General features: G+C 72.6%; 17 protein-coding genes and 1 pseudogene. 8 read left to right on the forward strand and 10 right to left on the reverse strand.

Annotated features, from left to right (window positions below; all coding sequences use genetic code 11):
* Window positions 1–14 precede the first annotated feature (14 nt).
* Together ACIQCJ_RS19840 and ACIQCJ_RS19845 are read right to left on the reverse strand one after the other, a co-directional pair.
* Window positions 15–1,928: a GAF domain-containing protein gene (locus ACIQCJ_RS19840; protein ID WP_391045659.1), complete on the reverse strand. Its 1,914-nt coding sequence runs from the start codon at window positions 1,926–1,928 to the stop codon at window positions 15–17.
* 396 nt (window positions 1,929–2,324) lie between these two features.
* On the reverse strand, window positions 2,325–3,152 hold the full coding sequence (locus ACIQCJ_RS19845) for a 3-hydroxybutyrate dehydrogenase (RefSeq protein ID WP_355345965.1): 828 nt from the start codon (window positions 3,150–3,152) through the stop codon (window positions 2,325–2,327).
* A 368-nt stretch (window positions 3,153–3,520) separates the two neighbouring features.
* On the opposite strand from ACIQCJ_RS19845, the pseudogene ACIQCJ_RS19850 reads away from it, so the two are divergent.
* Window positions 3,521–5,025: pseudogene (locus ACIQCJ_RS19850) on the forward strand (PHB depolymerase family esterase).
* A gap of 52 nt (window positions 5,026–5,077) precedes the next feature.
* Here ACIQCJ_RS19850 and ACIQCJ_RS19855 read toward each other — a convergent pair.
* Window positions 5,078–5,812, reverse strand: coding sequence for a class I SAM-dependent methyltransferase (locus ACIQCJ_RS19855; protein WP_402712063.1), 735 nt, complete (start codon window positions 5,810–5,812; stop codon window positions 5,078–5,080).
* A 258-nt stretch (window positions 5,813–6,070) separates the two neighbouring features.
* Here ACIQCJ_RS19855 and ACIQCJ_RS19860 point away from each other — a divergent pair, with 258 nt between their 5' ends.
* Together ACIQCJ_RS19860 and ACIQCJ_RS19865 are read left to right on the forward strand one after the other, a co-directional pair.
* Window positions 6,071–7,543: an MFS transporter gene (locus tag ACIQCJ_RS19860; protein ID WP_188285401.1), complete on the forward strand. Its 1,473-nt coding sequence runs from the start codon at window positions 6,071–6,073 to the stop codon at window positions 7,541–7,543.
* Window positions 7,544–7,583: 40 nt separating this feature from the next.
* Window positions 7,584–8,234: a TetR family transcriptional regulator gene (locus ACIQCJ_RS19865; RefSeq protein ID WP_391045581.1), complete on the forward strand. Its 651-nt coding sequence runs from the start codon at window positions 7,584–7,586 to the stop codon at window positions 8,232–8,234.
* 81 nt (window positions 8,235–8,315) lie between these two features.
* Here the strand turns inward: ACIQCJ_RS19865 and ACIQCJ_RS19870 are convergent, their stop codons facing one another.
* On the reverse strand, window positions 8,316–8,975 hold the full coding sequence (locus tag ACIQCJ_RS19870) for a zinc ribbon domain-containing protein (protein ID WP_355345949.1): 660 nt from the start codon (window positions 8,973–8,975) through the stop codon (window positions 8,316–8,318).
* Between the two features lie 265 nt (window positions 8,976–9,240).
* The gene (ykgO, locus tag ACIQCJ_RS19875) at window positions 9,241–9,363 is read right to left on the reverse strand and encodes a type B 50S ribosomal protein L36 (RefSeq protein ID WP_188285404.1); all 123 of its coding nucleotides are present in this window, start codon (window positions 9,361–9,363) and stop codon (window positions 9,241–9,243) included.
* Window positions 9,364–9,481: 118 nt separating this feature from the next.
* Between ykgO and ACIQCJ_RS19880 the strand changes: the two genes are divergently transcribed.
* The 3 genes from ACIQCJ_RS19880 to ACIQCJ_RS19890 all read left to right on the forward strand — a co-directional run bounded on the left by ACIQCJ_RS19880 (window position 9,482) and on the right by ACIQCJ_RS19890 (window position 13,785).
* Window positions 9,482–9,820, forward strand: a complete 339-nt coding sequence (locus tag ACIQCJ_RS19880) for a hypothetical protein (protein ID WP_401722540.1) — start codon at window positions 9,482–9,484, stop codon at window positions 9,818–9,820.
* An 88-nt stretch (window positions 9,821–9,908) separates the two neighbouring features.
* Window positions 9,909–10,604 carry an excalibur calcium-binding domain-containing protein gene (locus ACIQCJ_RS19885; protein ID WP_402712064.1) on the forward strand — a complete coding sequence of 232 codons (696 nt, stop codon included), beginning with the start codon at window positions 9,909–9,911 and terminating at the stop codon, window positions 10,602–10,604.
* Between the two features lie 334 nt (window positions 10,605–10,938).
* Complete coding sequence (locus tag ACIQCJ_RS19890) at window positions 10,939–13,785, forward strand: glycoside hydrolase family 3 C-terminal domain-containing protein (protein WP_402712065.1); 2,847 nt, start codon at window positions 10,939–10,941, stop codon at window positions 13,783–13,785.
* A gap of 82 nt (window positions 13,786–13,867) precedes the next feature.
* On the opposite strand, the gene ACIQCJ_RS19895 is transcribed toward ACIQCJ_RS19890, so the two are convergent.
* Window positions 13,868–14,809 (reverse strand): LysR family transcriptional regulator ArgP, encoded by a 942-nt coding sequence (locus ACIQCJ_RS19895; RefSeq protein WP_402712066.1) that lies wholly within the window; start codon window positions 14,807–14,809, stop codon window positions 13,868–13,870.
* 66 nt (window positions 14,810–14,875) lie between these two features.
* Here ACIQCJ_RS19895 and ACIQCJ_RS19900 point away from each other — a divergent pair, with 66 nt between their 5' ends.
* Window positions 14,876–15,487: a LysE/ArgO family amino acid transporter gene (locus tag ACIQCJ_RS19900; protein WP_402712067.1), complete on the forward strand. Its 612-nt coding sequence runs from the start codon at window positions 14,876–14,878 to the stop codon at window positions 15,485–15,487.
* Between the two features lie 39 nt (window positions 15,488–15,526).
* On the opposite strand, the gene ACIQCJ_RS19905 is transcribed toward ACIQCJ_RS19900, so the two are convergent.
* A complete protein-coding gene (locus ACIQCJ_RS19905) occupies window positions 15,527–17,611 on the reverse strand; it encodes a SpoIIE family protein phosphatase (protein WP_402712068.1) in 2,085 nt (694 codons plus the stop codon).
* 186 nt (window positions 17,612–17,797) lie between these two features.
* Window positions 17,798–18,238, reverse strand: a complete 441-nt coding sequence (locus tag ACIQCJ_RS19910) for a DUF2000 domain-containing protein (RefSeq protein ID WP_355345927.1) — start codon at window positions 18,236–18,238, stop codon at window positions 17,798–17,800.
* A gap of 100 nt (window positions 18,239–18,338) precedes the next feature.
* On the opposite strand from ACIQCJ_RS19910, the gene ACIQCJ_RS19915 reads away from it, so the two are divergent.
* Entirely contained in the window at window positions 18,339–18,812 is a 474-nt protein-coding gene (locus tag ACIQCJ_RS19915; RefSeq protein WP_355345924.1) for an Lrp/AsnC family transcriptional regulator, read from the forward strand.
* 45 nt (window positions 18,813–18,857) lie between these two features.
* Here ACIQCJ_RS19915 and ACIQCJ_RS19920 read toward each other — a convergent pair whose 3' ends face one another.
* Window positions 18,858–20,342: a GH1 family beta-glucosidase gene (locus tag ACIQCJ_RS19920; RefSeq protein ID WP_402712069.1), complete on the reverse strand. Its 1,485-nt coding sequence runs from the start codon at window positions 20,340–20,342 to the stop codon at window positions 18,858–18,860.
* A gap of 362 nt (window positions 20,343–20,704) precedes the next feature.
* Complete coding sequence (locus tag ACIQCJ_RS19925; protein ID WP_355345918.1) at window positions 20,705–21,751, reverse strand: LacI family DNA-binding transcriptional regulator; 1,047 nt, start codon at window positions 21,749–21,751, stop codon at window positions 20,705–20,707.
* Window positions 21,752–21,897 lie beyond the last annotated feature (146 nt).

Below are 21,897 nucleotides of genomic sequence, written 5' to 3' on the forward strand. Positions count from 1 at the left end.
GTCGGGCGCCGCTCCTAGCCGCGAGGTGTGGACAACAGGTGCAGACGGAGGGCGAGTTGGAGTTCCAGCGCCCGGTCGGGGGCGTTCCAGTCGGGGCCGAGGAGGGCCTGGACGCGGTCGAGGCGCTGGACGACGGTGTTGACGTGCAGGTGGAGTTCGTCCTTGGTACGGGTGAGGGTGCCGCCGCAGGCGAAGTAGGCGCCGAGGGTACGGACCAGCTCCGTGCCGCGTCGCGCGTCGTAGTCGAGGAGCGGGCCGAGCGTCGCGGTGACGTAGGAGTCGACGTCCCGTTCGTTGCCCAACAGCACGCCGAGGAAGCCGAGTTCGTCGGCGCTCGCGCCGTCGCCGACGCGGCCGAGCGACTGGAGGGCGCGCAGGCAGCGCAGCGCCTCGGCGTGGGCGTCGGCCAAGGCCCGCGGTCCCGCGGCCGGTCCGCCCGCGGCGACCGTGACGGGCGCGCCCACCAGGTGGCCGAGCTGGGCGACGGCGGCCCTGGCGGCCTCGCCGGGCGGTGCGCCGTCGTACGGGAGGAGCAGGACGACGGTGCCGGACTGCTCGGCGCTGATGCCGTCGCCGCCGAAGAGGTACTGGACGGCGGCGCCCGGCAGTTTGTCGTGGCAGGCGGTGACGGTCTCGGCGACGAGCAGCAGGCACGGCCGGTCGAGGTCGACACCGAGCCTGCGACCGCGCACGACGAGACCGGCCGGGTCGCGCCCCGCCGCGGTCAGCAGGTCGGTGATCAGCTCGCCGCGCACCCGGTTCTCGGTCTCCGCGACGGAGCGGCTGAGCAGCAGCAGGAGCGCGGTGACGACCCCGGCGCGCTCGAACAGCCGCCGGTCGGAGTCGTCGAGCCGTTCGCGCCCGTACAGCACGAGGCTGCCGAGGAGTTCCTGTCCCGCGAGCACGGCGCAGGTCCAGCGGCCGTCGCGGAACACCGCGCGGGCGGCGGCGTGCGAGTCGGCGGCGTGCCTGACCAGGGCCGCCGGCTGCGGGGGCAGACCGTCGAAGTCGCCGCCGCCGCGCCCGACGGCGGCCAGCCGTCGGCCCTCCGGGTCGTGGATGGTGAGGGCGCCGTCCAGCAGTCCCGCGACGGCGGCGGCCACTTCCGACAGGTCGCCGCCGCGCAGCACCAGGTCGGTGAGCCGGTCGTGCGCCTCCTCGGCGCGCTGCATCGCGGCGGCGTGCTCGCGGATCACGGCGCCCGCCTCGGCGAGGTCGGTGATGGCCTTGGCGGTGTCGATGGCGATGGCGGCGTGCGCGGCCAGCGAGCACAGCAGCGCGACCTCGTCGGGCGAGAAGGGGCGCGGGGTGCGGTCGGCGGCGAAGAGCACCCCGATCACGTCGCTGCCGACGGCGCCGCCCGCGTGACCGCCCGCGCCGCGCGATCCGAGCAGCAGCGGCACCCCCAGGATGCCGACCAGGCCCTCGTCCAGCACACCCTCGTCGATGGAGCCGGTGTGCCGGAAGCGCTCGTCGGTGCGGTAGTCGGGGGTCGCGTACGGGCGGGCGGTCAGCGCGACCAGACCGCCGAGACCGTCGCCGTACGACAGCCGGAGGTTCTGGAAGAGCGGTGAGACCGAGCCGTCGGTGACCCGCATGTACGTGTCGCCCGCCTCCTCGTCACGCAGCGTCAGATACGCGGTGTCCGTGCCGAGCAGCATCCTGGCCCTCCGCACGATGGACTGGAGGACGGCGTCGAGGTCGCGGAGCGCGGCCAGGTCGCTCGCGGTGTCGAAGAGCGCGGCGAGTTCGGTCTCGCGGCGGCGGTGCTGCCGCAGCACCCGGCGGACCCGCAGCGCGATCCCGGTGGCCTGTTCCAGCTCCGACAGGTCGGACGCGCCCGCCCCGTTGATCCTCGCCTGCGCGGCGACCGCCCCGAAGTCCTCCGCGGGCGCGTCGGCCGCGACCATTTCGAGCAGCCGACGCATATGGCGGGCGATGGGCGCGGGCTCGGCCGCGGGCCCGAGGGCGGGTGCCGATGCCGGTGCCGCTACGGACTCGGGCGCCGGTACGGCTGCGGGATCTGCGGATTCTGCGGACATCAGGGGTCACCGTGCCGGAGGGACGAAGAACGGTCCGTGCGGCGCGGCGGTCGGGACCGTCGCGCCGCACGGCTGGTGCGACGGACGCGCGGTGGGGCTCGCCGCCCCGCCGGGACGGGACGACGGCCGCCGCAGACGCCGACCCTATCGACCGGCCGCCGTAAAAGGCGAGGTCAGTGGCCGGATCAGTAGCCGGATCGACGGCCGGATCAGTGGGCCGCCCGGTGGCCGGCTCGACGGTCGGCTCGTGGCTGGCCCGACGGTCGGCTCGGTGCGCGCGGGTCAGTGGGCGGTCCACCCGCCGTCCAGCGGCAGCGAGGCCCCGGTGATGTAGCCGGTGTGCGGGGAGCAGAACCACAGGGCCGCCGCCGCGACCTCCACCGGCTCGATCAGCCGCTTGATCGCGGTGCGCTCCAGCATCACCCGGGTCACCACCTCCGCCTCGGGTATGCCGTGCGCGACGGCCTGGGTGGCGATCTGGTCCTCGACGAGCGGGGTGCGGACATAGCCGGGGTTGATGCAGTTGCTGGTCACGCCGTGCGGCGCGGCTTCGAGCGCGACGGTCTTGCTGAGCCCTTCGAGCGCGTGCTTGGCGACGACGTACGCGGACTTGTACGGGCTGGCGCGCAGGCCGTGCACCGACGAGATGTTGACCACCCGGCCCCAGCCGCCCGCGTACATGTGCGGCAGGGTGCGGCGCAGGATCCGGAACGGCGCCTCGACCATCACCCGCTGGATCAACGCGAAGCGCTCCGGGGGGAATTCGTGGACGGGCGCGATGTGCTGAAGGCCCGCGTTGTTGACGACGATGTCGGCGTCGTCGGGCAGCGCGTCCACGGCGGCGGGGTCGGCGAGGTCGGTGACGCAGCAGGTGCCGCCGATCTCCGCCGCCACTTCCTTGGCCGCGTCCGCCGCGATGTCCACCACGTAGACGGCGGCGCCCGCCTCGGCGAGGGCCACCGCGCAGGCCCGTCCGATACCGCTGGCGGCTCCGGTGACCAGGGCGGTCCGCCCGGCCAGGAACCGCGCGCCGGGCGGGTCGTCGGGGGTGACTGCGGCGGGCGGCGCAGCGGGCGGCCCCTCGGCGCCGGGGCTCTGAGTGCTCTCCATGGCCGCCACGCTAGAAACGATGCGGGGGCCCGCACACGTGGCCGGTGACCATACTTCCCCGTCCCGAGGTGGCGTCCGCAGCCATGTCGCGCGGGCCCTCCAGGGCCCATGCCGGTACGGCCGCGCGGCGCAGGCGGCGGCCGGCCGGCCGCGCCGCCGGGCGCACCGCGGCGCGGCGGACGCAATGGCGGCGGCCCCCACTTCCGCCGCGCAGGGGTGGCGGTCCTTCACGTGTCTGGGGCCGCCGCGGCGGTTCTACCGTCCAGCCGACACGTGGTCCCCGTCACATCAGGAACGCCCCCTACCGCTGTCGTCCGACGTGCCGGTGTCCGCCGACCGTGAGCCGCCCCCCGTCCCGAGGAGTCCGCATGCCCCCCAACCCGCCGCCCGGCAGCGCCCGTTCGCCCCTCCCCCGTACCGCCCGCGCCGTGACCACCGCGCTCCTCGGTGTCCTCGCCCTGCTCACCGCCTGCCTCGGCGCGGTCGTCACCGCCGGTCCGGCCGCCGCGGCCGGTCTCACCCAGGTCTCGTCCTTCGGCTCCAACCCCGGCAATCTGGCGATGTACGAGTACGCACCCGCCGGTCTGCCCGCGAACGCGCCCGTCGTGGTCGCGCTGCACGGCTGCGGGCAGAGCGCGAGCGACTACTTCGCCAACTCCGGCTGGCAGAAGTACGCCGACCTGTGGGGCTTCGCGCTCGTGCTGCCGCAGACCAGCTCGGCCAACAACTCGCTGTCCTGCTTCAGTTGGTTCGACCCCGCGAAGGACACCCGCGGCAAGGGCGAGGCGGCGTCCGTCGTGTCGATGGTCGGCCACGCCGTCACGCAGTACGGCTCGGACAGCCGTCGCGTGTACGTCACCGGCCTGTCGGCGGGCGGCGGCATGACCGCCGACCTGCTGGCGGACTACCCGGACGTCTTCGCGGGCGGCGCGGTGGACTCGGGGCTGCCCGCGCAGTGCGCCACCAGTCAGACGGCGGCCTCCGGTTGCCAGTACGGCAGCCTCAACCTCACCCCGGCGCAGTGGGGCGACAAGGTCCGCGCCTCCTACCCCGGTTACACCGGGCCATGGCCGCGGGTGGCGATCTGGCAGGGCGCCTCCGAGTACACGGTCTACCCGGTCAACGCCACCGAGCTGCGCGACCAGTGGACCAATGTGTGGGGCATCGGCCAGACCCCGTCGAGCACCCAGAGCCTGCCCGGCAACACCACGCTGACCACGTCAACGACGCTTCCGGCAAGCCCGCCGTACAGATGTACTCGATCGCCGGCATGGGACACGGTCTGGCCGTCGACCCCGGCTCGGGCACCGAGCAGTGCGGCGCTACCGGCGCGTACTACCTCGACACGATCTGCTCCAGCTACTACACCGCCCGCTTCTGGGGCCTGGACTCCGGTTCCGGCGGCGGCACGGGCGCGCTGCCCGCGCCCACCGGGCTGAAGGTCACCGGCACCACCGACACGACGGCGAGCCTGAGTTGGGCGGCGGTGACCGGGGCCGCCTCGTACACCGTCTACCGCGGCGGGACCAAGGTCGGCACCAGCACCTCGGCCGCGTACACCGACAGCGGTCTGACGGCGGGGACTTCGTACGCCTACACCGTCGCCGCGGTCGACTCTGCCGGGACGGTCGGCGCCGCGTCCGGCGCGGTCACGGCGACCACCACCGGGTCGGGCGGCGGCGGTTCCGGGCAGTGCTTCACCGCCACCAACTACGCCCAGGTGGCGGCGGGCCGCGCGCATCAGAGCGGCGGATACGCGTACGCCAACGGCTCCAACCAGAACATGGGGCTGTGGAATGTCTTCGTCACGCACACCTTGAAGGAGACCGCGGCCGGTTACTACGTGATCGCCGACAGCGGCTGCTCGGCCTGACCCCGGCCGCGCCCCGGCCCGCGGCACCGACCGGGTACGGACCCCGTACCGGTCAGGTGCTGCGGGCCAGCACCAGCCGACAGCGCGGGCTGCCGTCCGGGCGGCGGCCGAACTCCTCAAGTGCCGTGTGGGTCACGGTGAATCCGGCCCCCGCGAGGTCGTCGAGCACCCCGCGCAGCGGGAACGTCCGGTAGTACATGACGAATTGCGGGCGCCAGACCAGATTGCGCACCCGCATCCCGGCGTCGAAGCCCCACAGTGCCCAGTACAGGGCCGAGTCGACGGGCGGCGGCGCGGTGACCGGGAAGGCGAAGAGCCCGCCGGGGCGCAGCGCGCGGCGCACCTCGGCGAACAGCCGGGGGCGTTCGGCGGGCAGGAAGTGCCCGAAGGCGCCGAAGCTGACGGCGAGGTCGAACTCCGCGTCGAAGGGCAGCGCGCGGACGTCGGCGCGTACCCACTCCGGCTCCGGTCCTTCGGCGGTGTCCCGGCCGGTGTACGCGGCGCGCGCGGCGGCCAGCATCCCCGCGCTGAAGTCCACGCCGGTGACGCGTTTCCCGCACAGCGACCGCAGCGTCCCGACGCCCGCGCCCGTACCGCAGCAGACGTCGAGTCCCGCGTCGAAGGGCCCGAGCGGCGCGAGAGCGCCCGCCACCGCGTCGAGGAAGGCATCGGGCGTGCGGAACGGTGTGTGGTCGAACTTCGGCGCGAGCAGGTCGTAGCCGCGGTCGACGGAGGAGAGCGCCTGCACCGCCAACTCGCGGAAGCTCGGCCCCTGATCGGAGAACATCCGGCCACCTTAGGCCGTGCGAAGCCGTGCGACGCCGTGTCGCGGCGAACGCCCGGCCCGCCGCCCGGGTGGATCGGGGAGGCGACGGCAGGCCGGCGCGGACGGGCCCTCGGGGCAGCGTTCCCGCCGTTTATTCCCGGCGGGGACGAAGTGAGGTGTGCATTACACCTGACCTCCACGAAACGGAAGCGTCATTCCTGATGCGATATTCTGCTGGCTTAACGGAATGTTCGTTCCGGTTCAAGCTTGAGGAGTTCCATGGCGTCCGAGACCCGGCGACCGCACCACCAGGTCACGTTCGCGGTCCTGGCGGCGGGTGTCGCCGCCTACGCGCTGTTGCAGTCCCTGGTCACCCCCGTCCTGCCGACGATCCAGGAGAGCCTGCACACCAACCAGAACACCGTCACCTGGGTGCTGACCGCCTACCTTCTGTCGGCGTCGATATTCACCCCGATCATGGGCCGCATCGGCGACATGATCGGCAAGGAACGCGTCTTCGTGGCGACGATGTCCGCCCTCGCGGTCGGCTCGCTACTGGCCGCGCTCGCGTCCAACGTGCAGGTGATGATCATCGCCCGCGTGATCCAGGGCATCGGCGGCGGTGTGCTGCCACTGGCCTTCGGCATCATCCGCGACGAATTCCCGCGCGAGAAGCTGAACGGCGCGGTCGGCGCCATCGCCTCGCTGATCGCGGTCGGCTCCGGCCTCGGCATCGTCCTCGCGGGACCCATCGTCAGCGTGCTGGACTACCACTGGCTGTTCTGGCTGCCGATGATCATGACGATCCTCGCCGCCGTGGCCGCGCACTTCTTCGTCCCCGAGTCCCCGATCCGCACACCGGGACGCATCAGTTGGCTGCCCGCCGTGCTGCTCTCCGGCTGGCTGGTCGCCCTGCTGGTCGCGCTGAGCCAGGCGTCGGTGTGGGGCTGGGCCTCCGGCAAGGTGATCGGCCTGCTGATCGCCGCCGTCGTCCTGGCCGTCGCCTGGGTGCAGGTCGAACTGCGCTCCGCCGTACCGCTGATCGACATGAAGATGATGCGGCTGCCCGCGGTGTGGACCAACAACCTGGTCGCGCTGCTCTTCGGTGTCGGTATGTACGCGACCTTCGCCTTCCTCACCGAATTCGTGCAGACCCCGAAGTCCACCGGCTACGGCTTCGGATCGAGCATCACCGAGTCCGGCCTGATCCTGCTGCCGATGTCGGTGACCATGTTCGCCGTCGGCCTGGGCGCGAGCCGTCTCGCCCAGCGGATCGGCGGCAAGATCGTCGTCCTACTCGGCTCGCTGATCGGCACCGTCTCGCTGGCGATGATCGCCTTCGCGCACGGCGCGACCTGGGAGCTGTACATCGCCACCGGCGTGATGGGCGTCGGCTTCGGCCTGGCCTTCTCGGCCATGTCGAGCCTGATCGTCGCCGCGGTGCCGCCGGAGCAGACCGGCGTGGCCAGCGGCATGAACGCCAACATCCGCACCATCGGCGGCTCGATCGGCGCGGCGCTGATGGCCAGCATCGTCACCTCGAACCCGGCCGCCGACGGCCTGCCGCGCGAGTCGGGGTACACCAACGGCTTCGCGATGCTCGGTGTCGCGCTGCTGATCGCGGCCTTCGCCGCGATGCTGATCCCGGTCACCCGGCAGCAGACCAGGCTGGTGGATTTCGCGGACGAGCCCGCGCATCCGGAGTTGGCGGTGGTACCCGGCGGTACGGTCGTGGGTGACAAGCCGGAGTGAGCTCCGGCGTACGAACGGCCGCACCCACCGGGAGTGACGGATGACAGCGCGCGACACGCAGGACCGGCCGATGCGGCGCGATGCCGTACGCAACCAGCAGTTGGTCATCGAGGCCGCGCGTGAGGTCGTCTCCGAATTCGGCACGGAGGCGAGCGTGGAGCTGATCGCCTCGCGCGCGGGGGTGGGCGTCGGTACGGTCTACCGGCGCTTCCCCAACAAGGAGGCGCTGGTCGAGGAGATCGTCGGGCAGATGCTCAGCGAGCTGGTCGCCGAGGCGCGCCGTGCGCTCGCGCTCGGCGACGGCACCGGGCTCGAGGTCTATCTGCGGGCCATGGGCCAGTCGCTGAGCACCCACCGGGGCTACGCGGTCAAGGCGGTCGGCCACTCCAAGGCGGCCTGCGTCGAGCAGTTGCGCGACCTGATCACCGAACTCCTGGCCCAGGCGCAGGAGTTCGGGCGGATCGGTCCCGACATCGTGCTCGGCGACATCATGGCGATCTCGTGGGCGCTGCGCGGCATCGTGGAGACCGCGGGCCCGGTCGCGCCGGAGGCGTGGCAGCGGCATCTGGACATCCACCTCGCGGGGCTGCGCGCCCACGGCACGCCCGCGATCCACGCCCCGGCCACGCGCGAGCAGTTGACGCTCATCAGCAGTGGTGCGGGGCGCGCGAGCTGCGCGCGGGACGCGTAAGCGCCCCTGGCGCGGCCCTCACCTGATGGCGCCGCTCCCCCTCACGCGTCGGCCGACGCGAGGGGGTGGCGGCGCGCGTCGTCAGCGGCGGGTGCCGCACCCCGGGCAGAAGGCGGCGCCCTCGGGGATCGGGGCGCTGCACGAGGCGCAGTTGTCGGGCTGGGCGAGCCGGTGGCCGCAGCCGGAGCAGAAGGCGGCGCCCCGCGTCTCCGTACCGCACTGCGGGCAGACGAGCTGGCGCGCGGCGGTCACGTCGAACGCCTGGCCGCTCTGCTGGCCCACGGTGTAGGCGCGCTCGGAGACCATGTCGTTGAGGCCGCGCTGCTGGGCGGCGAGGGCCTCGGCGGCGGTGTCCGGGGCGCAGGTCAGGCAGATGCCCTGAGCGGCGTTCCAGCAGCGGTTGCAGACGTAGTCGGTGCAGCGCGGGCAGCGGTTGAAGTGGCCCTCGGCGTTGGTGATCGCCCGCTGGAAGGACTTGTCGCGGGCGCTGCCGAAGCCCGCGCCCGCCAGGCCGTCGGCGGCGCTGGACATGCCGTAGCCGCCACGGCCGAGCACGCCGTAGGCCGCGCTGACGCCCTTGCCGAGCCAGCCCGCGACCCGGCCGCTGGTGTACGGCTCGAAGGCCGAGCGCCAGGTGTCCTGGCAGCGCCGGCACGAGAACTCGAACTGGAAGCCCGCTCCCGTGCCGTGCTCCTGGCACAGATCCCGGTAGTTGTTGCTGAAGTAGATCTCGGAACTCATTCCCACGCCTCCACCGCGCGCACCTCCGGTCGGGCCCCCTGACCCGCCGGTACCCCCACCAGCACGGACGCCCCGCACCCCACGCCGGTTTCCGAACGCGCCGTCCGGTTCTCACCGGGCCTGTTCGGCGCGCCCTGTACTGCCGCCCGATCCCGGGCAAGGGATACTGTCGCACACCCTGTTCGGTGCACGACACGCTCAACCGGCTCATGCCCGATACAGGGGAGTTGGGGCGGATCCCGGCATTCCGCCCCGGTCGCGGGGGTCAGCCCTGACGGGCCTTGAAGCGGGGGTCCTTGCGGTTGATCACATAGACCTTGCCGCGGCGGCGGACGATCTGGGCGCCCGGACGGCTCTTGAGCGAGCGCAGCGAATTACGGACCTTCATGGGACACCTTCCTGCTCGTACAGTCTCGTACTGTTCGTTGTGTGCATGGCAACGGTGATGCGGCCGGGTTCATTCCGTTCCGCGGACAGGCGGTGCGGACCGCCGTGAGGGGACCGAGATGAGCGACGAACAGCACGGCGGCGGAAGCGGCGACGCGGGCGGTAAGGACGCGGACGCGCCGGACTTCTCCAGCCCCGGTTTCTCCAGTCCGGACTTCTCCAGTCCCGACTTCACGGGCCCCGACGCGCCCGAGATCCACGACTACACCCCGCCCGACTACGTCGTCCCGCCCTTCGAGGGCCCCGACTACGAGGCCGACTCCGCCGACGACCTCGTCCCCCAGGAGGTCGGCATCTCCCCCCACGGCTTCTCCAGCCCCGACTTCTCCAGCCCCGGCTCCATGGCCGAGGACACCCCCGACACCCCACCGGCCCCCGACGAGGACCGCACCCGCTGAGGCGCGCGTCCGTCCTTGATCGGCGAGCGGTACCGGCCGGGGCGGCGCACTCTGGGACAAGGGGACAGCCACCCGCGAGGTGAGTCCCATGGCCCGTGTACGACTCCTGCCCGCCACGCTGCTGGTCGCCGTCACGGCGGCCACGGCCGCGGCCTGCGGCAGCACGGACGGCAACTCGTCGGCGGGCGTCACCGTCGCTCCGAGCGCGCCCGGAGCGACGGTGACGACCACCGTGACGACGCCGAATCCGCCGCCTGCGACACCCACGCCCACCCCGACCGCTCCCACGACGACCACGACCACGACAGCGACGGCCACCGCCACCGCCACGGACCCGACGACGGTCGTCAGCGACTACTTCGCCGCGATCAACGCCCGCGACTTCGGCCGGGCGTGGGCTCTCGGCGGCAAGAACGTCAGCTCCTCCTACTCGGCCTTCGTCAACGGCTTCTCGTCCACCTCCGAAGACGTCGTGACCGTCCTCGCCAGCACCCCCACCACTGTCACCGTCCACTTGGACGCCACCCAGACCGACGGCACCGTCAAGTCCTTCGAGGGCACGTACTCCGTCGACGGCGGGCGGATCACCGGGGCCAGTGTCCACGCGGTGCCGGGCTCGGGAGCAGAGACGACCGGTCCGCCCGCGACCACGTACAAGGACTGCACGGACGCGCACGACCACGGCGCGAGCGACATTCCGAGCAGCGATCCGCGCTATCGGCCGAAGCTCGACCGCGATCACGACGGCCTGGCCTGCGAGCCGTCCGAGGGCGCCGCTCCCTGACCTCGCCAGGCCGCCGGGCGCGCTTTCCCGCACGGCTCGTCACGCAACCCCCCGCCGGCGGCGGGAGAGCGCTCTCTGTCAGTCTTGACACGGGGTCTGCGGGGGACGATCGTCGCTTGCGCAGTCCGCTGTCGGCGCCCCCACGCGTCGTGCGGGCTGTGCGTTCCGTCGCTCTCCCACGCGCTGTCGAGCCGCACACAGGAGTCCCCCCATGCGTCGAACACGTCCTTGGATACGAACGGCGCTGCCCATAGCGGCAGCGCTCTTACTTGTGACCGGAGCAAGCGCTGTCTCCGCGAGCCGAAGTCCCGCGCAGGCCGCCACGCAGCCGTGGATGAACACGGCGCAGACGCCCGCGCAGCGGGCCGACGAACTGCTGGCGGCGATGACGCAGGCGGAGAAGCTGACGATGCTGCACGGCGGGGCGTCGTGCGGGTACGTCGGGTGCGTGGACGGGAACACGCGCCTGGGCATTCCGCCGCTGCACCTTCAGGACGGACCGGTCGGTGCGGGTGACGGCTTCAACGACGTGACGCAGATGGCCGCCCCGGTCGCGGGCGCGGCGAGCTGGGACCCCGCGCTGATGCAGAACTACGGCAAGGTGCTGGGTTCGGAGCAGTGGGGCAAGGGCACCAACGTGGTGCTGGCGCCGACGATCAACATCGTGCGCGACCCGCGCTGGGGCCGCGCCTTCGAGTCGATGGGCGAAGACCCGTATCTGGCGGGCCAGTTGGGCGCCGCCGACATCCAGGGCATCCAGAGCCAGGGCCCGATGGCCCAGGTCAAGCACTATGTGGTCTACAACCAGGAGACCAACCGCAACAACGCCTCGGACAACGCGATCGTCTCCGACCGCGCCATCCGCGAGATCTACACCCCGGCGTTCGAGACGTCGGTCAAGCAGGGCCAGGCCGACTCGGTGATGTGCTCCTACTCGGCGATCAACGGCCCCTTCGCCTGCGAGAACGGCCCGTTGCAGAACGGCCTGCTCAAGGGCGACCTCGGCTTCACCGGCTTCATCACCTCCGACTGGGGCGGCACCCACTCCACGGTCGCCTCGGCCAACAACGGCCTGGACATGGAGATGCCGGGCAAGGACTACTACGGCACCGCGCTGACCAACGCGGTGAACAACGGACAGGTCTCGCAGGCCACCATCGACGACCATGTGCGCCGCATCCTGCTGTCGATGTTCCACCAGGGCCTGTTCGACAACCCCAACAACGGCTCCACGAACGCGGTCGTGACCTCCCCCGCGCACGCGGCGATCTCGCAGCAGGTCGCCGAGGAGGGCAGCGTCCTGCTGAAGAACGGCTCCTCGGTGCTGCCGGTCGCCTCGTCGGTCAAGTCCATGGCCGTGATCGGTGACGACGCGGGCACCGGCGCGATGACGCAGGGCGGCGGCAGCGCGGGCGTGAACGCGCCGCATGTGATCACGCCGTACCAGGGCCTCAAGTCCCGTGCGGGCAGCGGCACCACGGTGACGTACGCGCAGGGCGTCGCGTCGGCGAACGGTTCGCTGTCGCCTGTCGGCAGTACGTATCTCAAGCCGTCGCAGGGCACCGGCAGCGGCCTGTACGGCGAGTACCACAACAGCAAGGACCTGTCGGGCGCGGTGGTGGCGAGCCGGGTGGACTCGACCGTCGACAACGTGTGGGGCGGCCAGTCCCCGGCCCCCGGGGTCAACACCACCAACTGGTCGGCGAAGTGGACCGGCACGCTGACCCCGCCGACCACCGGCACGTACACCTTCTCGCTCAACAGCGACGACGGCAGCAGGCTGTTCGTCAACGGCCAGCAGATCATCAACAACTGGTTCGACCAGGGTCCGACCACCCGGACGGGCACGATCAGTCTGACGGCCAATCAGCCGGTGAGCATCGAGGTGGACTACTACCAGGCGGGCGGCGGCAGCAACGCCACGCTCGGCTGGCAGATTCCGGGCCTGTCGCTGCACGACCAGGCGGTCGCGACGGCGCGCTCCTCGGACCTCGCGGTGGTCTTCGTGAGCAACTTCGAGTCCGAGGGCGGCGACCTGTCGTCCATCGACCTGTCCTCCGCGCAGAATCAGCTCGTCACCGATGTGGCGGCGGCCAACCCCAACACGGTCGTGGTCGTCAACAGCGGGTCGGCGGTGACGATGCCGTGGGCCAACGCGGTGCGGGGCATCGTCGAGAACTGGTATCCGGGCCAGGAGGACGGCACGGCCATCGCCCGGCTGCTGTACGGCGACACGAATTTCTCCGGCAAGCTGCCGGTGACCTTCCCCGCCTCGATCGCCGACGTCCCGGCGCACACCACCGCGCAGTGGCCCGGCCAGAACAACACGGTGCAGTACAGCGAGGGCGTGAACGTCGGCTACCGCTGGTACGACTCGCAGAACAAAACGCCCGCGTACCCGTTCGGCTTCGGCCTGTCCTACACGACCTTCGGCTACTCGGGTCTGACGGTCGGCGCTCCTGACGCGAACGGCAACGTCGCGGTCGGCTTCGACGTCACCAACACCGGTACGCGAGCGGGCGCCGAGGTCGCGCAGGTCTACGTCGGACAGCCCGCCACGACGGGTGAACCGCCCAAGAGTCTGCGGGGCTTCCAGCGGGTCAGCCTCAACCCCGGCCAGAGCCAGCACGTCTCGGTCACCCTGGACGCGCGCAGCTTCCAGTACTGGACGAACGCCTGGACCAACGCGGCCGGCACCAACGCCGTCTACGTCGGTTCGTCGTCCCGCGACATCCGCCTCACCGGCCAGACCACCATCCCCGCGGGCAACGGCGGCGGCGGTCACTCCCTGCTGTCGCGTACGGGGTGGACGGCGTCCGCCTCGGCGACCGGCGGCGGTGACGTGGCCGCGCGGATGCTGGACGGGGACTCGTCGACGCGCTGGAGCACCGGCACGCCGATGGCCAACGGCCAGACGGTGACCGTCGACATGGGCGCGTCGCACACCGTCGACCAGATCACGATGGACTCGGCGGGCAGCGCGAGCGACTACGCCCGCGGCTATCAGGTCGCGCTGTCGGCCAACGGCACCACCTGGAGCGCCCCGGTGGCCACCGGCACGGGTTCCGCCGCGCTGGTCACGGCGGCGTTCCCCGCGCAGGCCGCCCGCTACATTCGGGTGACCCAGACCGGCAGCGCCACGTCCTGGTGGTCGATCGCGGAGTTCAACGCGTACGGGTAGCCGACGCGTACGAGTGACTCGCCGGTGGGCATCCGGCGGTGACCGGCCGGGGCGTGCGCACACACGCCCCGGCCGGTCCGCGTCAGCCCGCCGCCCGCGCGCCGTCGGTGTCCTTGAGCGCGACCGCCGCCGTCCGCACCACGGCCTCGGCGACGGCGGCCAGCGCCGGGGAGTCGAGCTTCCACTGCTGCCAGTAGAGGGGGACGTCGACGGGCCGTTCGAAGGCGAGGTCGACCAGCGTCCCGTCCCTGCGGTGCCCCACGGCCTGCACCTCGGGGATCATGCCCCAGCCGAGCCCCGCCGCGACGGCCGTCACGAAGGAGTCGGAGGAGGGGACGTAGTGCCGGGCGCGCCGGGTGACCGGGGTGTTCGCGGCGCGGCGCGGCGCGAGGGCGCGCAGGAAGCGGTCCTGGAGGTCGTCCTTGCGGTCGAAGTCCACCAGCGGCGCTTCCGGCAGCGCCTCCCGCAGCGGCGCCCCCGACAGCCACCGCGTGTGGAAGGCGGGCGCGGCCATGGCGCGGTACCGCATGCGGCCGAGCGCGCGGACCGTACAGCCCTGCACGGGCTCCGGCGAAGAGGTGACCGCCGCCATCACCAGCCCCTGCCGCAGCCACCCGGCGGTGTGGTCCTGGTCGTCGCAGCGCAGGTCGAAGCAGACCGGCAGCCCCGCCGGGACCTCGGCGAGGGCGGGCAGGAACCAGGTGGCGAGCGAGTCGGCGTTGACCGCGATCGGCAGCGCCGTCGTACCGGCGGTCTCGTCGGACAGCCCCAGTTCGGCGCTGGCGTCCCGCTCCAGCCGGGTCAGCTGGCGTGCGAATCGGACGACGATCTCGCCGGACTCGGTCAGCCGTACCGGCTTGGTGCGCAGCAGCAGGACGCGTCCGGTGCGCTGTTCCAGCGCCTTGACGCGCTGGCTGACCGCGGACGGCGTGACGTGCAGGGTCTGCGCCGCGGCCTCGAAGGTGCCCTCGTCGACGGCGGCGAGCAGCGTGCGGACCTGGTCCAGCGGGAGGTCGATCATCACGATCCCTTATGCTACCTAAGAATCATTAGCTGGATTGATGACAGGGGCTCTCCTAGCCTCGTCACCATGCACGCAGCCCTTCTCGCGGCTCTGGCGGGTCTCGGTACCGGCCTGTCGCTCATCGTCGCCATCGGCGCCCAGAACGCCTTCGTCCTCCGGCAGGGCATCCGCCGGGAGCACGTCGCCGCGGTCGTCGCGATCTGCGCGCTGTCGGACGCGGCACTGATCACCCTCGGCGTGAGCGGGATCGGCGCGGTGGTGCACGCCTGGCCCTCGGCCGTCACGGTCGCGGCCTGGGTCGGCGGCGCCTTCCTGGTCGGCTACGGCGTGCTCGCCGCCCGGCGCGCGCTGCGCCCGGAACACCTCGACCCGGGGGGCGCGAGCGGCGGCACCCTGCGCGCGGCCGTCCTCACCTGCCTCGCCATGACCTGGCTCAATCCGCATGTGTACCTCGACACCGTGCTCCTGCTGGGGTCGGTGGCCAACGGGTACGGCGGTGGCCGCTGGCCGTTCGCCGTCGGCGCCGCTTCGGGCAGCGTCCTGTGGTTCGGCGCGCTCGGCTTCGGCGCCCGGCTGCTGCGGCGGCCGTTCTCCCGGCCCGGCTCCTGGCGGGTCCTCGACGGGGTCATCGCCGTCACGATGGTGACGCTGGGCGTGGTGATGGTGGTGCGGCTCTGAGGAACCGCCGGTGACCGCGGCCGATGCCCCGGCCCGTCCTCAGCCCCACATCCCCTCCCACACCCGCCCCTGCGCGGTGGGCCGGAAGCCGATCACGGCCGCGTCGTCGCGCCGCGAGTCGGCGGCGGCCAGCAGCCTGGCGCAGAGCGCGGCCAGCGGCACCCCGTCGGACTGCGCCTCCTCCGCGTGCGCGGCCAGATGCGCCATGCCCTCGGTGAGGTCGGTGCCCGGCACCTCGATCAGCCCGTCGGTGTAGAGCAACAGCGTGTCGCCCAGGCGCAGTTCGTGGTGCCAGGTGGCGCGCGGCAGCGCCGGGTCGACGCACAGAGGCAGGTCGGGCCCTTCGCCCTGGAGGAAGCGCGGCGCCCCTGAGACCGGGAGCAGCAGCGGCGGCGGGTGGCCCGCGTTGGACCAGGCCGCGTGCCAGCCGCCGCCCGGCCCCGGCGTGAGCTGTGCGTGGACGGCGGTGACCAGCGGCGCGATGCCCAGGCCGTCGGCGACGCGGTCGAGCCGGGCGAGGCTGTCGGCGGGCGTGCCGGGGTGGACCTGGTCGTAGGCGATGACGCGGAGCATGCTGCGCAGCTGGCTCATCGACGTGGCCGCCTCCAGGTCGTGGCCCGCGATGTCGCCGATGGTGAGGGCGACGGAGCCGTCGGGGAGCAGCAGCGCGTCGTACCAGTCGCCGCCGATCTCGGCGGTCTTGCTGGCGGGCTGGTAGTGCGCGGCCAGTTCGGCGCCCGGCACGCGCGGGGTGGGGGTGAGCAGGGCCCGCTGGAGGGTGAGGGCGGTGTGCCGGGTGCGCTGGAGCTCCAGCGCCTGGCGCAGCGGGTCGCGCACCTCGTGCAGGATCTCGCCGAGCAGCGCGAGGTCGGCGGGGCCCGGCGGCGGGCTGTCGGCGCAGGCCGCCGCGACGGCGAAGGCGACCACGGCCGCGTCGATGACGATCGGCACGATGGTGAGGCTGGTGGCCCTGACCTTGCGCAGCCAGGCGGTGGACGCGTCGGGGACGATGCCGGGCGGCGGTTCGCCGCTGGGGAAGGTCACCAGCCGGGGCCTGCGGCTCTCGATCACCTGCTGGACGACCGGGCCGACCTGGTACGGCTGGTCGTTCAGCGGCGGCAGGTCGGGCAGTCCCGCCCTGGCCGTCTCGGCGATCCGGGTGGCGGTGGCCGCCCCGCCGGGACCGGGAGGCAGCCCCACGGCGGGCAGCAGGAACACCACGCAGGCGTCGGTCAGCTCCGGTACGACCGCCGAGGCCGTCGCGGCGAACGCCTGGGCCACGTCCTGCGCGGCGGTGACGGTGGCGACCCGGGCCAGCAGCCGCTCGCGCAGCCGGTTGCGCCACTGGTCCTCGACGTCGGAGGTGGTGCCGATCCACTCGACGGTCTCGCCGTCGCGCACGACCGGCACCGCCCGCGACTGCACGCGCCGGTACGCGCCGGTCGCCGTACGCATCCGGAAGGTGCACACGAACATCGTGGCCGGCCCGGTCGCCGCCTCCTGGAAGGTCTGGAGGAGCCCGGCGCGGTCGTGCGGGTGCACCGACTCCAGCCACACCTCGTCGATCCTGGACCGCCACGGCAGCCCCGTGAACTCCTCGAAGCCGCCGACCAGCTCGGTGATCGCGCCGTCGGGCCGCATCAGCCAGACGATCTGCGAGACGGCCGACATCAGCGCCTCGTAGCGCTGCAACGCCTGGTGGCGCTCCTCCGACAGCTCCTCGGCCCGCTCGGCGGCCTCGATGTGCGCGGTGGTGTCGATCGCGACGGTCAGCACGCCGGGGCCGTGCCGGGACACCACGGGCGAGAGGCTGTACACGAAATGCCGCCGCCCAGGCGCACCGGGCGTGCTGCCGCGCGTGGTGCGCGGGGTGGTCACCTGGCGCGGCGCCTTTTCGGTGTAGACGACATCGAGCAGGTCGAGGTACGGCGACTCGTGCGGCTCGTCGAACACCTCGCCCGCCGGGACGCCGAGCGGGCGCGGTCCGAACAGGTCGTGGAAGGCGTCGTTGTAGTACACCAGCCGGTGCTCGGGCCCCGACGTCAGGGCCACGGACACGATGGCACGGTCGAACACCTCGGGCTCCAGCTCGGGGACGCCCATCTCGCGACCGGTACGCCTCATCCCTCGATCATCGCTCGACTGGCGCCGACGGGCGCGTCGGGAGCGCCGGGACGAGTACGTACCGGCGGGTACGGGACGCACGCGGCGGGTACGGGACACACACCGCGGGTACGGGGCGCACGCGCGGACACCTACCGGCGGATACGCGGCGGCCCGTGCGTACGCGCCCGCGGCCCGTACTCGCGCTCAGCGCAGCAGCGGGAGCCTGCCGACCAGCCGGTCCACCGCGTTGCGCGGGCCCACCAGGCTGATCGCGCTGTACGCCACGTCCTCGCCCTTGGTGCCCGCGAGCTGGTCCAGATACTGGTCGTATACCCGTGAGGTCTGGGCCGCCTCGGGCATGTCGACCACCAGGACACCGTCCTTGGCCGCCGCCTTGCCGCGCAGCTCACGCAGCGTGCCGGCGTCCGCGGCGAGGACGGAGCAGCCCGCCCAGGGCAGGCCGGGGTGCACGGCGCCCGAGGCGTCCTCGCCGCCGCGCCCCACCAGGTCGGGCAGTTCCTTGCCGACCGAGGCGGCCATGCAGGCGGCGGCGTTCACCAGCCGCCCGGCGGGCAGCTCCTCGTCCACGACGATGACCCATTTGAGTTTCGCCTGCCGGGTCGACAGGTCCGTGCGCACGTCCATGCGGCGCCCTCCATCCGATCGGGAATCCGCCGCCTAGACTAGGCACACGTGCCGTCTTCTCTCAGAGCTACCGAACTTCATCAGGCAGATAGGGACTCTCGTGGAATTTGATGCGCTGGACCAGGCTCTGCTGGGGGAATTGCAGCACGACGCACGGCAGACCAACCGCGATCTCGCCGCCAAGACCGGCGTCTCCCCCTCCACCTCGCTCGAACGCGTCAAACAGCTGCGCGACCGCGGGGTGATCACCGGCTACCACGCGACCCTGGACCTCGAAGCGATCGGCCGCCCGGTGCAGGCGCTGATCGCGGTACGGGTCAGGCCGCCCGCCCGGCCGGTCATCGAGGGCTTCCGCGAGTGGGCCGCCACGCTGCCCGAGGTGATCGGCCTGTTCGTCACCTCGGGCCCGCACGACTTCCTGATCCACATCGCGGTCCCCGACGTGAACGGCGTCTACGCCTTCGTCATCGACCGGCTCACCGAGCGCCGCGAGATCGCCGATGTGCAGACGACGATGGCGTACGAGCACGTACAGCGGCACCGCGTCGACCCAGCCGGGCCCGCCGCGCGCTGACCGGGCCCGGCGCGCACGGCCGGACCGCGACACGCCCCGCCCGCCTCACACCGCGCGGACTCCGGCACGGCGGCGGTGCGGGTGGCGCGGTCCCGGCGCGCCGGGCGCGGCGCGGTTGGTCGCGATCAGGTCGGCGTACCACCGGGCGCTGTCCTTGAGGGTGCGGCGCTGGCTGGCGAAGTCGACGTGCACGATGCCGAAGCGCTTGCTGTAGCCGTAGGACCACTCGAAGTTGTCGAGCAGCGACCAGAGGAAGTAGCCGCGGACGTCCACGCCCGAGCGCACCGCCTCCAGCACGGCGGCCAGATGGCCGGCCAGGTAGGCGATCCGCTCGGGGTCGTGGACGGCGCCCGACGGGTCGGCGTAGTCGTGGTACGCGGCGCCGTTCTCGGTGATCATCAGCGGCACGCGGGGCAGTTCCCTGCCCAGGCGGCGCAGCAGTCCGGTCAGGCCCTCGGCGTCGACCGGCCAGCCCATCGCGGTGCGCGGGCCCTCCGCGGGCAGGAAGCGGACGACGCCGTCGGTGCCCGGCCACGGCGAGGGCTCCGCCGGGGAGGGGCGGCCGGGTACGGCGGAGGGCGAGGCCGCCGCGGCGGCGACCACGGTGGGGCTGTAGTAGTTGAGGCCGAGTACGTCGATCGGCCGGGAGATCTCGGCGAGGTCGCCGTCCCGTACGAACGACCAGTCGGTGAGCGCCGCCGTGTCCTCCATCAGGTCGCGCGGGTAGCGCGCGTGGAAGACCGGGTCGAGGAAGATCCGGTTGGCCAGCGCCTCGATCCTGCGCACCGCGTCGCGGTCGGCCGCGGAGTCGGAACGGCCGCGCACCGCCGCCAGGTTGAGCACCAGCGAGACCGCGGCCGTGTCGGGGAGCAGTGCGCGCAGGGCGCCGACGGCCATGCCGTGCCCGAGGTTGAGGTGGTGCGCGGCGCGCAGTGCGGCGGCCGGGTCGGTCCTGCCGGGCGCGTGCGCGCCGGAGCCGTAGCCCAGAAAGGCGCTGCACCAGGGCTCGTTGAGGGTCGTCCACAGCGGGATGCGGTCCCCCAGCGCCTCGCCGACGAGCTCCGCGTAGTCCGCGAACCGCGCCGCCGTGTCGCGCTCGGGCCAGCCGCCCGCGTCCTCCAGCTCCTGCGGCAGATCCCAGTGGTAGAGCGTGACCACCGGCCGGATTCCCGCCTCCAGCAGCCGGTCGGTGAGCTGCCGGTAGAAGTCCAGGCCGCGCTGCACCGCGGGGCCCCGGCCGGTCGGCTGGACGCGGGGCCAGGACACCGAGAACCGGTAGTCCGTGACGCCGAGTTCGCGCATCAGCTCGACGTCCTCGGGCATCCGGTGCCGGTGGTCGGCGGCGATGTCGCCGGTGTCCCCGTTGCGCACCCGCCCCGGCGTGCTGCTGAAGGTGTCCCAGATCGACGGTGTCCGCCCGTCCTCCGTCGCGCCTCCTTCGATCTGATACGCGGCCGTGGCCGTCCCCCACCGGAATCCGGCCGGGAACCGCAGCTCCTCGGCAGTGGCGTGGTCGTCGACAGCGGTCATCTGGAAGCGCTCCCATAGCGGGTGGGTCGCGGATACGCGACGGTCGGGCGGAACGGGTGGGTTCGGTGCGCCGAGAGTCGGGGGGCCGCTCCGTCTGAGAGCGCTCTCAGGCCACCAGAAGGAGCGTGCCCGCTCCGGCGACCCCTCGTCAAGAGCCGTCGCACGACGAATACGGGAGGAGTGCCGCAATTCGGCCCGCGCGGTGGAGTGGTGACGGTCCGTCGGATCCGGCCCGGCCGAGCGGGACCAGTCCGTCCGACGCGTCTGATCCGGCCGATCCGGTCCGTCGGGTCCGGCCCGGCCGTGCGGGCCCGACTGGTCCGGCCCGTCCGATCCGGTCCGGCCGGTCCGGTCCGGCGGCCTCAGGCGGAGGCGCGGACGATCAGCCGGGTCGGGGTGACGATGGACGACAGCGCCGGAACGGCCTCGGCGGCCAGCGCGGGCTCCAGGGCGCGCAGGAGGAGGCGGGCCATGAGGCGGCCCATTTCCTCGATGTCCTGGCGGACGGTGGTCAGGGGCGGGTCGGTCCATTCGGCGACGGAGACCATGTCGTCGAAGCCGACGACGGCGATGTCGTCGGGGACGCGGTGTCCTGAGGTGCGCAGGACGCGCAGGGCGCCGGAGGCCATGACGTCGGAGGCGGCGAAGACGGCGTCCAGGTCGGGGCAGCGCTGGAGGAGTTCGGCCATGGCGCGGGCGCCGCCTTCCGGGGTGAAGTCGCCCTCGGCGATCATCCGCGGGTCGGTCTCCGGCAGCACGTCACGGAACCCGTCCAGCCGGTCCACCGACGCCAGTTGGTCGAGCGGTCCCGCGATGTGGGCGATCCGGCGGCGGCCGATGCCCAGCAGGTGCCGTACCGCGTCTCTCGCACCGCCCCGGTTGTCGCAGTCCACGTACAGGGCGCGGCGGCCGGACTCCTGATCGGACCAGGTGGGACGGCCGCCGATGACGATCGGCACGTCTCCCCTGCTGGAGAGCACGGGCAGCGAACCGTCGGTGTGCAGCGAGAAGATCAGCGCGCCGTCCACGTGACCGCCCGCCAGATAGCGGCCGACCCGCTCGTAATCCGCGGCCCCCTCGGTCAGCAGCAGCACCAACTGATTGTCCCGCGCGGTGAGTTCCTTGCTGATCCCGCGCACCTGCTGCGCGAAGAACGGGTCGGTGAAGAACCGCGTCTCCGGCTCGGCCACCACCACCGCGATGGCGTCATTGCGCCGCGTCACCAGCGTGCGGGCCGCCTGATTGGGCACATACCCCAGCTCGTCCACGGCCTTGCGGACCCGCTCCACCAGCGGTCCCCGTACTCCCGCTCCCCCGTTGACCACCCGTGAGGCGGTGGCACGCGACACCCCGGCCCGCGCGGCGACGGCCTCCAGCGTAGGACGCGGCGCGAAGCTCGGGTCGGACAAGGGACGTCTCCTTCACGCGGGGCGGCGTGGCACGGAACAGGCACAGCGTAACGGGTTACACCCCTACCGAGAGAGCGCTCTCCGAAGCGAATTAGGCACGCTCCCGGATTCGGGGTGTTTGGCGGTGCGGGACCCGGGCACCCGAA

Origin of the sequence: Streptomyces sp. NPDC093221 (assembly GCF_044753885.1) — a bacterium.
GTDB lineage: Bacteria > Actinomycetota > Actinomycetes > Streptomycetales > Streptomycetaceae > Actinacidiphila.

What these genes read in the sequence shown, in the direction of transcription:
- ACIQCJ_RS19840 (WP_391045659.1), bottom strand. Translation starts at nt 1,928, where the DNA reads ATGCGTCGGCTGCTCGAAATGGTCGCGGCCGACGCGCCCGCGGAGGAC.
- ACIQCJ_RS19845 (WP_355345965.1), bottom strand. Translation starts at nt 3,152, where the DNA reads ATGGAGAGCACTCAGAGCCCCGGCGCCGAGGGGCCGCCCGCTGCGCCG.
- ACIQCJ_RS19855 (WP_402712063.1), bottom strand. Translation starts at nt 5,812, where the DNA reads ATGTTCTCCGATCAGGGGCCGAGCTTCCGCGAGTTGGCGGTGCAGGCG.
- ACIQCJ_RS19860 (WP_188285401.1), top strand. Translation starts at nt 6,071, where the DNA reads ATGGCGTCCGAGACCCGGCGACCGCACCACCAGGTCACGTTCGCGGTC.
- ACIQCJ_RS19865 (WP_391045581.1), top strand. Translation starts at nt 7,584, where the DNA reads ATGACAGCGCGCGACACGCAGGACCGGCCGATGCGGCGCGATGCCGTA.
- ACIQCJ_RS19870 (WP_355345949.1), bottom strand. Translation starts at nt 8,975, where the DNA reads ATGAGTTCCGAGATCTACTTCAGCAACAACTACCGGGATCTGTGCCAG.
- ykgO (WP_188285404.1), bottom strand. Translation starts at nt 9,363, where the DNA reads ATGAAGGTCCGTAATTCGCTGCGCTCGCTCAAGAGCCGTCCGGGCGCC.
- ACIQCJ_RS19880 (WP_401722540.1), top strand. Translation starts at nt 9,482, where the DNA reads ATGAGCGACGAACAGCACGGCGGCGGAAGCGGCGACGCGGGCGGTAAG.
- ACIQCJ_RS19885 (WP_402712064.1), top strand. Translation starts at nt 9,909, where the DNA reads ATGGCCCGTGTACGACTCCTGCCCGCCACGCTGCTGGTCGCCGTCACG.
- ACIQCJ_RS19890 (WP_402712065.1), top strand. Translation starts at nt 10,939, where the DNA reads ATGAACACGGCGCAGACGCCCGCGCAGCGGGCCGACGAACTGCTGGCG.
- ACIQCJ_RS19900 (WP_402712067.1), top strand. Translation starts at nt 14,876, where the DNA reads ATGCACGCAGCCCTTCTCGCGGCTCTGGCGGGTCTCGGTACCGGCCTG.
- ACIQCJ_RS19905 (WP_402712068.1), bottom strand. Translation starts at nt 17,611, where the DNA reads ATGAGGCGTACCGGTCGCGAGATGGGCGTCCCCGAGCTGGAGCCCGAG.
- ACIQCJ_RS19910 (WP_355345927.1), bottom strand. Translation starts at nt 18,238, where the DNA reads ATGGACGTGCGCACGGACCTGTCGACCCGGCAGGCGAAACTCAAATGG.
- ACIQCJ_RS19920 (WP_402712069.1), bottom strand. Translation starts at nt 20,342, where the DNA reads ATGACCGCTGTCGACGACCACGCCACTGCCGAGGAGCTGCGGTTCCCG.